The following is a 15308-nucleotide window of genomic DNA, read 5'->3' as shown; positions in this document are numbered from 1 at the left end:
ATATCATCGGACGATATGTCATTCTGTATTTAGGATATACAATGCTCCCACACCTTAAGCTAAATCAACCCGTAAAGAACGCGTTTCATGGCAGAAAAAAAACCAACTAAACCGGCAGAATCCCGCGACCGTCAGGTAGAAGGGCTAAAACTTCCGCCCCATTCCATCGAAGCGGAACAGTCGGTGCTAGGGGGGTTGATGCTCGATAACGAGCGTTGGGACAACGTTGCCGAGCGCGTCAGTACCAACGACTTTTTCAACCGCGCCCATCGGCTCATCTTCAACGAGATGCAGCGCCTGCTGGAGATGAGCAAGCCCATTGACCTGATCACCCTGTCAGAGTCACTGGAGCAAAAAGGTGAGCTGGAATCCGCAGGCGGGTTCGCCTACCTGGCGGAAATGGCGAAAAACACCCCCAGCGCGGCGAATATCGGCGCTTACGCCGACATCGTACGTGAACGTGCGGTGGTGCGAGAAATGATTGCCGTCGCCAACGAAATCGCCGACGCGGGCTATGATCCGCAAGGCCGCAGCAGCGAAGAACTGCTTGATCTGGCCGAATCGCGCGTGTTTCAAATCGCGGAAAACCGCGCCAGTAAAGATGAAGGCCCCAAAAGTATCGACCGCATTCTGGAAGATACCGTGTCGCGCATCGAGCAGCTTTATCAGCGCCCGCACGACGGCGTCACCGGTGTTTCCAGCGGTTATCAGGACCTGGACAAAAAAACCGCCGGGTTGCAGAAATCAGACCTGATTATCGTGGCGGCACGTCCTTCCATGGGGAAAACCACCTTCGCCATGAACCTGTGTGAAAACGCCGCCATGACACAGGAAAAGCCGGTACTGATCTTCAGCCTGGAGATGCCCGGCGAACAGATCATGATGCGTATGCTGGCCTCGCTGTCGCGCGTCGACCAAACCCGCATTCGTACCGGCCAGCTCGACGACGAGGACTGGGCGCGCATTTCCAGCACCATGGGGTTGCTGCTGGAAAAACGCAACATGTACATCGATGACTCGTCCGGCCTGACCCCTACCGAAGTACGCTCCCGCGCCCGCCGGGTATTCCGCGAACACGATGGCCTGAGCCTTATCATGATCGACTACCTGCAATTGATGCGGGTTCCTTCCTTGTCGGACAACCGAACGCTGGAGATTGCCGAAATTTCCCGTTCACTCAAAGCGTTGGCAAAAGAATTGCAAGTACCGGTCATCGCGCTGTCGCAGCTCAACCGTAGTCTGGAGCAGCGGGCAGATAAACGCCCGGTTAACTCCGACTTGCGTGAATCCGGCTCCATCGAGCAGGACGCTGACCTGATCATGTTTATCTATCGTGACGAGGTTTATCACGAAAACAGCGATTTGAAAGGCATCGCGGAAATTATTATAGGTAAGCAGCGTAACGGGCCGATCGGTACCGTTCGCCTGACCTTTAACGGGCAGTGGTCACGTTTCGACAATTACGCCGGACCACAATACGATGATGAATAAATATGATGACGAATAAACGCACTAAGGACTTAGCATGAAAACGGCAACTGCCGTCATTGATCGTCAGGCTTTGCGCCACAATCTGCAACGTATCCGACAGATGGCACCACAAAGCCGATTGATCGCCATCGTCAAAGCCAACGCTTACGGGCACGGCGCACTGGAAGCCGCCCGCGCCTTTTCCGACGCTGACGGTTACGGCGTTTCCCGCCTTAGCGAAGCGCTGGTACTGCGCGCCGCCGGTATCACCAAACCTATCCTGCTGCTGGAAGGCTTCTTTGACGCTGACGAGTTACCGTTGCTGGCCGAACACCAGTTGGAAACCGCGGTACACTGTGAAGAGCAGTTAGCAGCGCTGGAACAGGCGCACCTGCCACACCCGCTGACGGTCTGGATGAAGCTCGACACCGGCATGCACCGTCTTGGCGTATTACCGGAACACGCCGACGCGTTTTATACCCGACTGTGCGCCTGCACTAACGTGGTGCAGCCAGTGAACATCATGAGTCACTTTTGCCGCGCCGATGAACCTCAGGCCGATACCACCCAACGCCAGCTCGACTGCTTTGATGCCTTTGTACAAGGCAAGCCGGGCCGTCAGTCCATCGCCGCCTCCGGCGGTATCCTGCTGTGGCCACAGGCGCACCGGGATCAAATCCGCCCCGGCATTATCCAGTACGGTATTTCACCGCTGGCGCAAGGCAATGCCAGCCAGTGGCAGCTTAAACCCGCGATGACATTGACCTCACGGCTGATTGCAGTACGCGAACACCACGCCGGTGAACCGGTGGGATACGGCAGCAACTGGGTCAGCCCACGTGACACCCGCCTTGGGGTGGTCGCCATCGGCTACGGCGACGGCTATCCGCGTGATGCCAAAAACGGTACACCGGTGTGGGTAAATGGCCGTGAAGTCCCGCTCTCTGGTCGGGTTTCGATGGATATGCTCACTGTCGACCTGGGGCCGGACGCAAAAGACAAGGTGGGTGATGAAGTGATTTTATGGGGCGGCCCGCTACCGGTAGAAAACGTCGCGGCCTACAACGGCATCAGCGCCTATGAGCTGATCACCCGTCTGACCGCCCGTACTCAACTGGAGTACATCGGTTAGTACATCGGCTCACCGCCTTTCCTGATCAGCACTATCCCCGATCAGTACTATTTGATCAGCACTATTTGATCAGCACTAATCCGCTGCTATGCAAAAAGCCCGAACCCTGGATGAACCTGGGTTCGGGCTTTCTCACATCATACTGAACCGTTTACTCATGGCGCGTCAGCCGTGGAACATCCGCCACGCACAAGCGAGTGATTAGTTATACAGTTCGGCAACCGCACGCATCTGGTCATCACCGGTCGCAGAGATGATGCGGAAAGATTTGGCACCGGCGGCATCTGCTTTTACTGACAGCTGATGCTGTACATCATCCAGGGTACGACCGGTAACAGACACGGTCCCGATGTCACGGCTCTGCGCTGACTGAACTTCAGTCGCTGCCATAGAACCGAAAGAGATAGTCGCCAGAACAGCAGCTGCAACAACAGTTTTGATTGATTTCATGATAAGCCTCTTCACATTATTCGGGTCGGGAAGACTTGTTCGCCTTCGATGTGAAGCAGGATAGCGCCGTTAGCAGTCTGTTAAAACCGGGTTAATTTGCCGATATCAATCAAAGAAATTGAATGAAAAAAAGCACCAAAAGATAAGCAAAAACGATCTTTTGGTGCGCAATGGCGGGTTATTATCCCGAAAAGCACGATAAATAATATAGATTTACGTTACATCACACAAAATTCACAAACTTTTATTCTGCCTTACCCAACCATTCAGAAATGATATTCCGATATTCACCCGTTGATTTAGACAAGTGCAGCCATTGGTCCACATATAACTTCCAGCTCATGTCGTCACGCGGCAGCATGTAGGCTTTCTCGCCATACTGCATCGGTGAAGCGGGATTAACGGCGCACAGTTGCGGATAACGCTTTTGCTGGTACAACGCTTCGGACGCATCGGTAATCATCACATCCGCCTGCTTGTCCACCAGTTGCTGGAAGATGGTCACATTGTCGTGCAACGCCAGATGGGCATTCGGCAAATGGACATGCACAAACGCCTCGTTGGTGCCCCCCGCCGGTTCGATAACCCGCACCGAAGGCTGATTAATCTGCGCTACCGTCTGGTATTTGTCCTTGTCGTCACAGCGCACCAGCGGGATCTTGCCATCCACATCCAGCGTATTCGAGAAAAAGGCCTTCTTCTGGCGCTCCAGCGTGACAGAAATCCCGCCCATGGCGATATCGCACTGGTCGGACTGAAAATCTGGCATCAGGGTTTTCCAGCTGGTTTTCACCCACTCCACCTTCACGCCCAGGCTTTTCGCCAGCGACTGCGCCATCGCAATATCGATACCTTCGTAACTGCCATCCGCCCGCAGCGAGGTATACGGCTTATAGTCCCCGGTGGTACAGACCTTCAGCACCCCACGTTCCTGAACCTGATCAAGATGAGAAGCCGCGCTGGCACTACCGGCCAGCCCCAATAACAACATCAATGAGAACCGTTTTTTCATGAAATTTCCCTGCACGTCACGCCTGTCTGGCAAAAACGTCACTGTAGCACGCCATATTCACCAATATCGACGTTGACCCTTTTTTTTCGCCCCGTTATAACTCGTTGATTTTCAATGATGACAAAGGTGGGTTTTAAAAAAGGGTTTCACGACCAAAAACACGACTTTCCCTTTCAACATCAAGCCATAAGCGATAAATTGCTACTGTTCACTGCCGTGTAGGCAGCTTAGAAAACGCCGAACGGTAACGCTAACAGCTTTGCTATGTTCACTGCCGTGTAGGCAGCTTAGAAAATGTTGCCGACCCAGTAGTCGTTCATGAACGAGTTCACTGCCGTGTAGGCAGCTTAGAAAGGAGCAGATAATGGCGTTGATGGTTGATGAGAGTTCACTGCCGTGTAGGCAGCTTAGAAAGAACGCTGAAATCGAGCACTCTGGATGTAACTGTTCACTGCCGTGTAGGCAGCTTAGAAATGAACAACTGATACCTGCTGCGCCACTGGAGAGTTCACTGCCGTGTAGGCAGCTTAGAAAAGCAGGAAACTTAATTTCTTCTGTATTATCAGGTTCACTGCCGTGTAGGCAGCTTAGAAATGTAAATCCAGGTAAGAGGCTTTGCCGGAGCAGTTCACTGCCGTGTAGGCAGCTTAGAAACGGCCACTCTCGCGTGATCTGCACGTTGAAATGTTCACTGCCGTGTAGGCAGCTTAGAAAACTGATCGGCGTGGCTGGATTCTCTAGTGGTTGTTCACTGCCGTGTAGGCAGCTTAGAAACACCGTCATCTCTACGGTTTTGTAGTCGGGAAGGTTCACTGCCGTGTAGGCAGCTTAGAAATGCTTACCAAAAGTCTTGTTCTCCCTGTAAATGTTCACTGCCGTGTAGGCAGCTTAGAAACCATCCCGCCATTTTTCTGGCGCACTGGCTGAGTTCACTGCCGTGTAGGCAGCTTAGAAAGCGATAATCAGCAACGATTTCCCACCCCAATTGTTCACTGCCGTGTAGGCAGCTTAGAAAGTTATTGTGACGTAGCGCAGAGCCTTTTGTCGGTTCACTGCCGTGTAGGCAGCTTAGAAAAAAAATGCCAGCCACGGTGACATTGCCTGGGCGTTCACTGCCGTGTAGGCAGCTTAGAAACTCTTCGGGTTTCAGGCCGATGGCATACGCCAGTTCACTGCCGTGTAGGCAGCTTAGAAAGTCACGGGAGCGCCGGTAACACCAGATTGGCGGTGAACTGCCGCATAGGCAGCTTAGAAACATGCACGCACCGCGTTGCGGATGTTTTCGTGGTGAACTGCCGCATAGGCAGCTTAGAAAGTCGCTGCCCGTCATACGGGTCAGGGGGCAATGTTCACTGCCGTGTAGGCAGCTTAGAAAAGGAGTCACGCTGATGCCGATGACCAGCGCACGTGAACTGCCGTGCAGGCAGCGGTTGACGGGGTTACTGGCGTTAAAACTACGCTGAGGTGGGCGACTTCGCCGGATGCACGGCATGGATGCCGTGCAAGCCCATTCCGCGTGGGACAAAAACGCCGGGAGCGTTTTTGAACAGCGTTTACGCTGGCCCGCAGGGCAAGCCCCAGGGATGGGGCGAGTAACCGCGTAATGGGCGGTCCGAATAGCGAAGGCGAACGCCGAAGGCACCGCGTCAGCGGCGTAGTTTAGCCATCAAGCCAGAGGTCAAGGAGAGGTGGCGCTTGCACCTCTCCTTGTCGTGCGTGCGATGATGTGGCAAAGAGGCGACACGGCCTATCCCGCACGAAACCACCCACCGCCCCCAACATAAATCAGGCCGCAGCAAAATCCTTGCTATTTACCAACAGCCCAAAAACACTACTCCACCGTCAACACCGCTACCGCCTTTTTACGCTGTTTGATGGCATAACCTGCCCCCAGCGCCAGCAGCCAGAACGGAATCAGCCACACGGAAATCTGAATGCCCGGCGTCATTGCCATGATCACCAGAATCCCGGCCAGAAACAGCAGGCACAGAATGTTGGTCAGCGGGTAGCCCAGGCTTTTGAAGCGGGTTTCCTGATGCGCACGCTGTTTTGCCTGACGGAATTTCAAATGGGTAATGCTGATCATCGCCCAGTTGATCACCAGTGCAGACACCACCAGCGCCATCAGCAGCTCAAACGCTTTGCCCGGCATCAGGTAGTTGAGCAGCACGCACAACGCCGTCGCCAGCGCCGATACCCCCAATGACACCAGCGGAATACCACGACGGTTGACCGAAAGCAGCACACGCGGCGCGTTACCCTGCTGCGCCAGCCCGAACAGCATGCGGCTATTGCAGTACACGCAGCTGTTGTACACCGACAACGCGGCGGAGAGCACCACCAGATTCAGCACATTCGCCACCAGATTGCTATCCAGCGCGTGGAAAATCAGCACGAACGGGCTGCCGCCTTCCACCACTTTCTGCCACGGATACAGCGACAGCAGTACCGCCAGCGCCCCCACATAAAACAGCAGGATGCGGTAAATCACCTGATTGGTGGCACGTGGAATACTGCGTTGCGGGTCGTCCGCTTCGGCGGCGGTGATCCCCACCAGCTCCAGCCCACCGAAGGAAAACATGATCACCGCCATCGCCATCACCATGCCGCTGACACCGTTCGGGAAGAAGCCACCGTGCTGCCACAGGTTGGCGACACTGGCATCCGGCCCGCCCGTACCGCTCAACAGCAGATAACCACCAAACACGATCATGCCGATAATCGCCGCCACTTTGATGATGGAAAACCAAAACTCCAGCTCGCCGTAGACCTTCACTGTGCTCAGGTTGATGGCATTAATCGCGACAAAAAACACCGCCGCCGAAACCCAGGTCGGCACACCCGGCCACCAATACTGAATATAGATACCCACAGCGCTCAGTTCCGCCATGCTTACCAGCACATACAGCACCCAGTAATTCCAGCCGGACATAAACCCGGCAAAATGCCCCCAGTAGTGGTTAGCGAAATGGCTAAACGAACCGGCTACCGGCTCTTCCACCACCATTTCCCCCAACTGACGCATAATAAAAAAAGCAATCACGCCCGCAATGGCGTACCCCAGCAGCACCGACGGCCCCGCCATACGAATCGTCTGTGCAATGCCAAGAAACAAGCCGGTCCCGACCGCCCCACCCAACGCAATCAGCTGGATATGACGGTTCTTCAGCCCGCGTTTCAGTTGGCTGTCTTGTTGTGTGTTCATCACCCTGTCTCCCAGAAAATGGGTTAATTGTTATCGCTGTCGTCACACAAGCAGCAATTATCAGGCCAACCCCCACACCGTTTACCCGCAAGGCGTGTTTAAGGTACTTAACAAACTGAATCAATTTGGAAAAAATCACTTATTCACACTTCTCGCAACAAAACGGCTGTTGCGTTTATTTAGCGCAAAAAACAGGCAAAAATCGCATATAACCAACAAAATACTGGGTAGCCATACACAACAACGAACCAGAATGGTGCAAACGCTTAGCCGGAAAAACGTGCTGGCGGCATAAGATGTCAAACAACGAACTTCCGGAAGGGAAAAAAGCTGATAGTCTGTAGGCTTTATGCTTCTGGCAAGGCAGGGTTATGTACAACATTGATGATTTTGATTTGAAGATCCTCACATTGCTGCAGGCAAACGGACGCCTGACTAATCAGGAGCTCAGCGATCTGGTTGGGTTGTCTGCCTCACAGTGCTCCCGTCGTCGTATCGCCCTCGAACAGGCGCAACTGATTCTCGGCTATCACGCCCGGCTGGCTCCCGATGCGGTTGGGCTGGAAGTCATGAGCCTGATTGAAGTGCGGCTCATCAATCACACGCAGGAATGTGTCGAGAGCTTCCACCAGATGCTCGGCGAAGTGGACGCCATTATCGATGCCTACAAAACCACCGGTGACGCCGATTACATGCTCAAAGTGGCGGTCGCGGATTTGCACGGCCTGAGCGCGCTCATCAGCGAAATTCTGGCGCGTAATAAAAGCGTGGCGCACCTGAAAACCTCCGTGGTGCTCAACCGCCTGAAAGAGAATGGGTTAATGGCTCCGGCCGCCTCAGCGCTCTGATTCAGTGCACGTTGTGCTTCATTATGGTGCAGGACGGCATACCTCCTGCATCATCACACCATAAATTGCACGATATCCACAAAAATAAAAACAATTACGCACGATACGTGTAAAATTTTTCGTTTAATGCTTTCAATACGTTAACGTGATTACAGCGTGAAAAAGCAACCTTAGGCGACATACGCCACACCATCTGGTGTGCTTTTTGCTTGAAAAGACAGGTATTCCTTCTTTTATCAGGCACGTTTTCATGGATAACGTCATTACACCACAACCCGTTTCACACACGCTGCTGGAAGACATTCTGGCGCTACTTATCGGCACCCTAATGGTGTCTTTCGGGGTGATTCTGCTGCGTCAGGCGGACGCGCTCACCGGCGGCACGGCTGGCATGGCTTTTCTGTTGCACTACGCGACCCATATCTCGTTCGGCACCGCGTTCTTCCTGCTGAATCTGCCGTTTTATTATCTCGCTATTCGGCGCATGGGCTGGGCATTTACCGTTAAAACCTTCTGCGCGGTGGCGATGGTCTCGCTGTTTTCCGACCTGCACCCGCTCTTCATCCACTTTGACCACCTGCAACCGGTTTACGCCACGCTGTTTGGCAACCTGATCATGGGGCTGGGGTTTATCGTACTGTTTCGCCACCGCGCCAGTCTGGGTGGAGTGAATATTCTGGCGCTCTATTTACAGGATAAAAGTGGAATCCGCGCCGGAAAATTCCAAATGGCGGTAGACGTGACCATTGTGCTGGCTTCCCTGTTCGTGGTAAGCATACCCATGCTGATCGCATCGGTATGCGGGGCGGCGGCGCTGAATCTGATTATTGCCATGAATCATCGCCCCGGCCGTTATATCGCCTAGCGAACAGCCTGACTTTTTATACCTGAGGAGAGTGACCAACGTGTTCCAGAATGTCGACGCCTATGCTGGCGACCCTATCCTGTCCCTGATGGAAAAATTCAAGCAGGATCCCCGTACTGATAAAGTCAACCTCAGTATCGGGTTGTATTACGACGGTCAAGGCGTCATTCCTCAGTTGCAGGCGGTCAACGCCGCAGAAACCCAGTTGCAGGCAGAGCCGCAACACGCCTCGGTTTACCTGCCAATGGAAGGTCTGGCCGCTTACCGCAGCGCGGTACAAACGCTGCTGTTCGGCGAGCACCACCCGGCGCTGACCGCCCAGCGTGTCGCCACCATCCAGACCCTGGGCGGCTCCGGCGCGCTGAAAGTGGGGGCCGATTTCCTCAAACGCTATTTCCCGGACTCCGAAGTCTGGGTCAGCGACCCGACCTGGGAAAACCACATCGCCATTTTCTCCGGTGCCGGTTTTCAGGTGCATACCTACCCGTACTTTGATGCTGACACGCTGGGCGTCAACGTAGAAGGGATGATCAGCGCGCTGAAACAGCTGCCACCGCGCAGCATCGTGCTGCTGCACCCCTGCTGCCACAACCCGACCGGCTCAGACCTGACCCACGCCGAGTGGGACCGCGTCATCGAAGTGCTGATCAAAGGCGAGCTGGTGCCGTTTCTGGATATCGCCTATCAGGGCTTTGGCGGCGGCATGGACGACGATGCCTACGCCATTCGCGCCATCGCCAGTGCGGGCCTGCCAGCACTGGTCAGCAACTCGTTTTCTAAAATCTTCTCGCTGTATGGCGAGCGCGTCGGCGGCTTGTCCGTCGTGTGTGAAGACCAGGACGCCGCCAGCCGCGTACTGGGGCAGTTGAAAGCCACCGTGCGCCGCAACTACTCCAGCCCGCCGAACTTCGGCGCACAGGTGGTATCACGCGTACTGAACGACAGCACCCTCAACGCCAGCTGGCACGCAGAAGTGGAAGCGATGCGCCTGCGTATTCATGAAATGCGCCAGATGCTGGTGAACGAACTGAAAAAAGCGCTGCCGGAGCGTAACTTTGACTACCTGCTGACCCAACGCGGCATGTTCAGCTACACCGGCTTTAGCGCCGCACAGGTAGACCGCCTGCGCGAAGAGTTCGGTGTGTATCTCATCGCCAGCGGCCGTGTCTGCATCGCCGGGTTAAACCATCACAACGTACAGCGCGTCGCTGCTGCCTTCGCCGCCGTACAGTAAGTTATTCCTTTCACTTTTTTACGCCCTTTCCCCCAGCTGGTAACAGTTGGGGGATTTTTTTATTCCTGTGCAGGAATGGGGCTGTTGAAAAACAGCGGGGGGTTTTGTTATTGATTAGCGATATATATCAGGCAAGTGAGTGGTTTCGTGCGGGATAAACCGTGTCGCTTCTTTGCCACATCATCGCACGCACGACAAGGAGAGGTGCAAGCGCCACCTCTCCTTGACCTCTGGCTTGATGGCTAAACTACGCCGCTGACGCGGTGCCTTCGGCGTTCGCCTTCGCTGTTCGGACCGCCCATTACGCGTTCCTTACGCGGAATGGGCTTGCACGGCATCCATGCCGTGCATCCGGCGAAGTCGCCCACCTCAGCGTAGTTTTCACGCCAGTAACCCCGTCAACCTCTGCCTGTACGGCAGTGAACGTTGTTGGTGTTCATCCTGGTTGTCTACTCTCTTTCTAAGCTGCCTACTCGGCAGTGAACCTGCTCATCAGCAATGCGCTTTTCTTCTGCCATTTCTAAGCTGCCTACTCGGCAGTGAACGTAAATCGCAAGGGGGTCAGGATGCAGAACTGTTTCTAAGCTGCCTACTCGGCAGTGAACAGACCATCTGGGAACAGGGAAACACTGTGAACTTTCTAAGCTGCCTACTCGGCAGTGAACGCCTTCTTGCTCATGTCGATTTCGGGGTGAGCTTTCTAAGCTGCCTACTCGGCAGTGAACGGGACTGAATGGCAGGTGTATCGGGCCGCTCTTTTCTAAGCTGCCTACTCGGCAGTGAACGTAAATCGCAAGGGGGTCAGGATGCAGAACTGTTTCTAAGCTGCCTACTCGGCAGTGAACGGTGTCACTGCTGGTCATGATTTCGCGCCTCGCTTTCTAAGCTGCCTACTCGGCAGTGAACAATGCATTTTTTCATGACGCAGGTGGAAATGTTTTCTAAGCTGCCTACTCGGCAGTGAACATGATTACGCAGCCGACAACATGTTTGAAACTTTTCTAAGCTGCCTACTCGGCAGTGAACCAAAAAATCAACACCCAGGCTGTGCGGCTAACTTTCTAAGCTGCCTACACGGCAGTGAACTGTAGCGAATAATCGCTTATCGCCTGATTGTTAAAGAAAAATCGCCGTTTTACCGGGAAAACCCTTTTTTCTGGCGGCCAGATTGCGGTATTAAAAATCAATATGTTACAACTGGCCGCAAAAAAAGGGTCAAAACCACGGGATGGTGGCGGTCGCGCTTAAGCCGTAGCTGGAGAAGGTACCGACGACCGGTTTGTCCTGCAGCGGGCCGTGCTCGACAAACAGCAAAAACGTTTGTCCACTGGAAAGGCTACGCAGCGGCAGATACGGCAGCGAGGTGCGTTTTTCCACCGCATAGGGAATGCGGGCAGCGGCTTCATCCGCGGTCATTCGGCCTTTGCTCACCGCCCGGCGGCGCAGGCGCTCAGCGCTGCTTTTCACCTGCACACGGCGCACGGTGCGGTACTGCGCACCAGTTGGCACCGGCAGCGCCTCGGTGATGGTGCTATAGTCGCGCAGCCCTGTGCGCCAGCCGGTTTGTTCCAGTGCCGTCAGTGCCTGCTCGCTGCCGTGCAACCGCAGCCGTTCCCCCAGCGTTTTGCCCACATCCGGGAAGCTCACACCAATGGCACCCGTCGCTTGCTGCCCCAGCGCCCGGTGCAGCTTGGCGAACAGCGCGCTTAGCAACTGCACCGCGCTGAACTCCAGGTCGGGCAACACCCGAATCTCGATATAGTGATCCATAGGGTTACTCGCCTTTTTCGCCAAACACCCCGCCGCGAATCAGTGTGGCGATCACGTAGTGCTGCTGCGCCACGTCTGGCACATTGCCCTTGATCACCCAGTTATCCAGCAGGGTGTAAAAATCCATCTTATCTTTCGGCTGGCGATACGCACGGCCACGACTGGTGACAGAACCATAGGGTTCAACCGCAATAGGCCCGGTTTCTGCCGCTTCCGGGTGCCAGTCATCCACTGTGCGCAGCGCATTGCCGATTTTCTGGGAGTGCATCGCCGCCACGCCGTTAACCTGATACAGAATTTTGCTCTTGCCGTTGCGGGCCCGCTCATCCAGCACCAGCTCCTGCGAAGGGAATACTTCCTGCCCGTTGCCCAGTTTCACCTGCGCTTCCACACGGAAAAACGCCGAACCGCTGCCCGCCAGCGCCTGCTCAATGGCGTGGGCCAGTTCGGCCAGTGCGCCTGAAGGTTGGCTAAACTGGCGCAGCGAGTAGTCTTCGCCGTTGAATGCCCAGCGCTTATCGTTGTGCGGTTGCGTCACCACCACCTGCACCGCTTCTGCACCGATACGGTTGCGCCACAAAAAACGACCACTGGCGATGTTCTCAGCGTAACGTGCCGCCAGCACACCAAAGCCCTGCTCGCGGGCGTAGCCATTAATCAGTTCCGTCAGCGCCTGCTGGTAATCCTGATCGTTACAAACCGACGGCAGCGCCAGGTTACCCAGCACCCGCAGGGTGAAGGCCACTTTCAGCGTGTCGGCATCAAACGGCAGCGCTGCCACATCCACCGTTTGCAGGTTGGCTTTTTGAATTTCGGCATCCAGTTTAGCCGGGTCACTGCTAATGGCGTTTTTTAACCGGTTGGAGATGGTGCCGCGTACCGATTTTTCCTGAATCACCACCGGCTGCCAGTTTTCCTGCTGCCAGTTGCCCGCCAACATCAACGCATCGGAATTCGCCAGTTTGCGCTCAAACGCCAGTACCGATGCGGTTTTCAAGGTGGTTGCTGCTTTTGCCATGGTTTCAATCCTTGTCTCAGTAGTTGAATTCAAGTTCCGGGTAATCATCCGCCGCATTGTCCAGCTCGTCTGCGGCTTGCAGGCAGCGGTAGGTGTGGTGTTGATTGTCGCGTTGATAGAGGTAACGCCAGAAAATACGGTTGATGTCGTCAATGCGGTGTGCACCGCGCCACTCGCCAACGCCGTAAATGGCTTCGGCAAAACAGAAGTGGGTGGACGGGTCACGGGTTTTCTCCACCTCGCCGGGGGCATACAACGGCGAAATGGCGCGGTAGCCGGTCATCAGCGGCACCAGATAGCCGCCTTGCGGTTTTGGCAACGGCTGCCAGCTCACCGCATCATCAGAAGATCGCACCGCCTGATATTTCAGGGCAGCAAAATCGAGCCAGGCATCCAGCATGTCCGCCTGCGCGTCAGCCTGTTGCCGGGTTTCAAGATGCGACGATAACAGTGGGGTGCGGTCCAGCAACACAAAGCCCGGCAGTAAACGACGCATCAGGCCGCGGGTGTCTGCGCTATTAGCGGGGATGTCATGGAAGCTCACCTGTTCGATATCCACAATCAGCCCGCCCGCCAGCCGCTGCTGTTGTACCTGTTGCTGCACTTGCTGGCGAAGCGCTTCGCGCCCGTCTTCACCGGGCAACATGCCGTGACATTCGATAAGCAGCGACACGGTGAGGTGCATTCGCCCCTCTTCGTTAAAAGCGGCGGTTTTTTCCTCTTTGGTCAGCGGGTTACGCGTCAGCGCAAAGCTGCGGTTCCAGCCGTTGCCATAAGCGTGAACCTGATGCTGATGGCACACCACGCCGCAGCCTTCCAGCCTCAAACCGTGAGATGCCTGCAACTGGCGCGACAACGCATGGGTAAAGCCGAGAAAATGACTGATAGCAGGGAAGCCGTAGGTGTGCCCGGCAATGGCGTTGGCGTTTTCCACTACAATGCGTCGCAGAATCATCAGCTTGCTCATGCCAGTTCCTCCTTCAGCGCACGTTCGGTTTCCCGCAACCGCTGCTTAAACAGCGCGGCGGTTGACCACTCGCGACGCTCCACCTCGCCGAAAATCAGTTTTTCATGCTGCAATCGCGCATTCAGCCACAGGCCAAACTCGCGAGCGACCTGTTCCTTCCAGTCTCCCCCTTCGCGTGCATAACAGAAAGCGTCATCCTGCCGACAGCGAAATGGGTCAAGCCACAATTGCAGGGGAACATTCAGGCGGGAATCCTTGCTCCAGCCTGCCGGGCGCAGGTTTTGCACCGTGGCGACATAACCAAACAAGGTATCGATCAACTGGTCGAGGTAACGCCGACGCTGATTGCGAATGTCGCGGTTGTTTTCCACGTCTTTGACGCTGAGCAGGAATTGCCGCATATCCCGGCGATCCACGTAGGTCAGCGCATCCACCTCGCCGTTGTTGCGAAAGATGGTGTCATGCTCCAGCGGCAGTTTAATTTGGCTGCGCCACTGTGGTGGCGCACAGTTGAGCAGATAGGAGCGACCGCTGCGGGCGGAATTGAGCGCGGAGATATTTTGCGGCTTGGTGCCGCCCATATTCTGCACCGCAATACCGGGGTAGCTGACATCAACCTCATCATGCCAGCGCTTCTCATACCGGGCCTCGCGGATGGCTTTAGCCTGCTCGCCAAAACGGGCCAGATTTAAACGCTGATCCAGTGCCTGCGACAGTGAAGAGGAATAAAGCGGACTGAGTAAGTGGTATTCGCCGTCACCCACCGGAAAATAGATCTGCTTTGCCAGCTTGTGGGAACTGGGTTGCTTATCGCTCAGCACCTGCCTGAACCCGGCCAGCCACTGGGTAAGCTGCTCTGGGTTTTCCGCCAGCGCTTCCAGTGCGCGGTGGTCGCCCCGTTGCAGCGCCGCCACCAGCGAATCACCCTGATGTTCGGTTTGCAGCAGTTTGGCCACATCCAGCGCTGCCGCGTTGCCGACGGCATCAATCGCCGGTTGCGCCAGCGACGCGGTGGAGAGAACATCCGTAGCCGTTGCAGGCTCGGTGCTGAACACACTGCTGCCTTTGGCATCGCTGTGGGTGAATTTCAGCGCGTGGGTCACCAGGCTAATCTGCCCGGCGCGGCTGGCGGCATCCGTCAGCCAGGTGCGCACCTCATAAGCCTGCTCAATCTCACGCCGCTGCTGCAAAAGTGCCACTTCCGCTACGGCCAGCGCCTCACCGCTTAACGCCGCCCGTTGTTTGTCGGCGGCTTTATCGAAGGCATCCAGCTTGGCCTGCTTTCGGGTTTCGATATAACTGACAATGAACTGCGTTAATTCACTCTCTTCCATGCC

At 55.4% G+C, this 15308-nt stretch carries 12 protein-coding genes and 2 CRISPR repeat arrays; of the genes, 5 read left to right on the top strand and 7 right to left on the bottom strand.

The genetic code is table 11. The annotated features are described in order from the left end of the window. Nucleotides 1–87: 87 nt before the first annotated feature. Both dnaB and alr read left to right on the top strand, forming a co-directional pair. Nucleotides 88–1491 (top strand): replicative DNA helicase, encoded by a 1404-nt coding sequence (gene dnaB / locus FGI04_RS01370; RefSeq protein WP_016940519.1) that lies wholly within the window; start codon nucleotides 88–90, stop codon nucleotides 1489–1491. Nucleotides 1492–1525: 34 nt separating this feature from the next. Beyond that, a complete protein-coding gene (gene alr / locus FGI04_RS01365) occupies nucleotides 1526–2602 on the top strand; it encodes an alanine racemase (RefSeq protein WP_407274010.1) in 1077 nt (358 codons plus the stop codon). 201 nt (nucleotides 2603–2803) lie between these two features. Here alr and bhsA read toward each other — a convergent pair whose 3' ends face one another. From bhsA to FGI04_RS01350, 3 genes are all read right to left on the bottom strand, one after another. Then, a complete protein-coding gene (gene bhsA / locus FGI04_RS01360) occupies nucleotides 2804–3052 on the bottom strand; it encodes a multiple stress resistance protein BhsA (protein ID WP_016940522.1) in 249 nt (82 codons plus the stop codon). A 244-nt stretch (nucleotides 3053–3296) separates the two neighbouring features. Further along, nucleotides 3297–4064, bottom strand: coding sequence for a transporter substrate-binding domain-containing protein (locus FGI04_RS01355; RefSeq protein WP_407274011.1), 768 nt, complete (start codon nucleotides 4062–4064; stop codon nucleotides 3297–3299). A gap of 206 nt (nucleotides 4065–4270) precedes the next feature. Continuing rightward, a CRISPR array of direct repeats spans nucleotides 4271–5439; the repeat unit is 28 nt; unit sequence GTTCACTGCCGTGTAGGCAGCTTAGAAA. A gap of 456 nt (nucleotides 5440–5895) precedes the next feature. Further along, nucleotides 5896–7269, bottom strand: coding sequence for an amino acid permease (locus FGI04_RS01350; RefSeq protein WP_012886070.1), 1374 nt, complete (start codon nucleotides 7267–7269; stop codon nucleotides 5896–5898). A gap of 371 nt (nucleotides 7270–7640) precedes the next feature. Here FGI04_RS01350 and FGI04_RS01345 point away from each other — a divergent pair, with 371 nt between their 5' ends. The 3 genes from FGI04_RS01345 (at nucleotide 7641) to FGI04_RS01335 (ending at nucleotide 10216) form a co-directional block, all read left to right on the top strand. Continuing rightward, nucleotides 7641–8117, top strand: a complete 477-nt coding sequence (locus tag FGI04_RS01345) for an Lrp/AsnC family transcriptional regulator (protein ID WP_038926667.1) — start codon at nucleotides 7641–7643, stop codon at nucleotides 8115–8117. Nucleotides 8118–8367: 250 nt separating this feature from the next. Next, the gene (locus FGI04_RS01340) at nucleotides 8368–8982 is read left to right on the top strand and encodes a YitT family protein (RefSeq protein ID WP_407337301.1); all 615 of its coding nucleotides are present in this window, start codon (nucleotides 8368–8370) and stop codon (nucleotides 8980–8982) included. A gap of 40 nt (nucleotides 8983–9022) precedes the next feature. Then, nucleotides 9023–10216 carry an amino acid aminotransferase gene (locus FGI04_RS01335; protein WP_407321805.1) on the top strand — a complete coding sequence of 398 codons (1194 nt, stop codon included), beginning with the start codon at nucleotides 9023–9025 and terminating at the stop codon, nucleotides 10214–10216. A gap of 457 nt (nucleotides 10217–10673) precedes the next feature. After that, nucleotides 10674–11302: direct repeats of the CRISPR family, unit length 28 nt; unit sequence TTTCTAAGCTGCCTACTCGGCAGTGAAC. 129 nt (nucleotides 11303–11431) lie between these two features. Here FGI04_RS01335 and cas6f read toward each other — a convergent pair. Genes cas6f through csy1 form a run of 4 tightly spaced genes read right to left on the bottom strand, consistent with a single transcriptional unit; the run spans nucleotide 11432 to nucleotide 15305 of the window. After that, nucleotides 11432–11986 carry a type I-F CRISPR-associated endoribonuclease Cas6/Csy4 gene (gene cas6f / locus FGI04_RS01330; protein ID WP_407337299.1) on the bottom strand — a complete coding sequence of 185 codons (555 nt, stop codon included), beginning with the start codon at nucleotides 11984–11986 and terminating at the stop codon, nucleotides 11432–11434. A 4-nt stretch (nucleotides 11987–11990) separates the two neighbouring features. Next, nucleotides 11991–13004: a type I-F CRISPR-associated protein Csy3 gene (gene csy3, locus FGI04_RS01325; protein WP_407337298.1), complete on the bottom strand. Its 1014-nt coding sequence runs from the start codon at nucleotides 13002–13004 to the stop codon at nucleotides 11991–11993. 16 nt (nucleotides 13005–13020) lie between these two features. Then, entirely contained in the window at nucleotides 13021–13971 is a 951-nt protein-coding gene (csy2, locus tag FGI04_RS01320) for a type I-F CRISPR-associated protein Csy2 (protein ID WP_407274015.1), read from the bottom strand. After that, nucleotides 13968–15305, bottom strand: a complete 1338-nt coding sequence (gene csy1 / locus FGI04_RS01315) for a type I-F CRISPR-associated protein Csy1 (RefSeq protein WP_407337296.1) — start codon at nucleotides 15303–15305, stop codon at nucleotides 13968–13970. Before csy1 ends, csy2 begins: the two co-directional genes overlap by 4 nt. Nucleotides 15306–15308 lie beyond the last annotated feature (3 nt).

Origin of the sequence: Dickeya ananatis (assembly GCF_019464615.1) — a bacterium.
In the GTDB taxonomy this organism is placed as follows: domain Bacteria; phylum Pseudomonadota; class Gammaproteobacteria; order Enterobacterales; family Enterobacteriaceae; genus Dickeya; species Dickeya oryzae.
The sequence above is the reverse complement of the archived record's forward strand: the minus strand, read 5'-3'. Positions and strand labels throughout refer to the sequence as shown.

Bases quoted from the DNA above. Each gene is read 5' to 3' on its own strand.
- FGI04_RS01340 (WP_407337301.1), top strand. From the start codon at position 8,368: ATGGATAACGTCATTACACCACAACCCGTTTCACACACGCTGCTGGAA.
- dnaB (WP_016940519.1), top strand. From the start codon at position 88: ATGGCAGAAAAAAAACCAACTAAACCGGCAGAATCCCGCGACCGTCAG.
- cas6f (WP_407337299.1), bottom strand. From the start codon at position 11,986: ATGGATCACTATATCGAGATTCGGGTGTTGCCCGACCTGGAGTTCAGC.
- FGI04_RS01355 (WP_407274011.1), bottom strand. From the start codon at position 4,064: ATGAAAAAACGGTTCTCATTGATGTTGTTATTGGGGCTGGCCGGTAGT.
- csy2 (WP_407274015.1), bottom strand. From the start codon at position 13,971: ATGAGCAAGCTGATGATTCTGCGACGCATTGTAGTGGAAAACGCCAAC.
- alr (WP_407274010.1), top strand. From the start codon at position 1,526: ATGAAAACGGCAACTGCCGTCATTGATCGTCAGGCTTTGCGCCACAAT.
- FGI04_RS01345 (WP_038926667.1), top strand. From the start codon at position 7,641: ATGTACAACATTGATGATTTTGATTTGAAGATCCTCACATTGCTGCAG.
- bhsA (WP_016940522.1), bottom strand. From the start codon at position 3,052: ATGAAATCAATCAAAACTGTTGTTGCAGCTGCTGTTCTGGCGACTATC.
- FGI04_RS01350 (WP_012886070.1), bottom strand. From the start codon at position 7,269: ATGAACACACAACAAGACAGCCAACTGAAACGCGGGCTGAAGAACCGT.
- csy3 (WP_407337298.1), bottom strand. From the start codon at position 13,004: ATGGCAAAAGCAGCAACCACCTTGAAAACCGCATCGGTACTGGCGTTT.
- csy1 (WP_407337296.1), bottom strand. From the start codon at position 15,305: ATGGAAGAGAGTGAATTAACGCAGTTCATTGTCAGTTATATCGAAACC.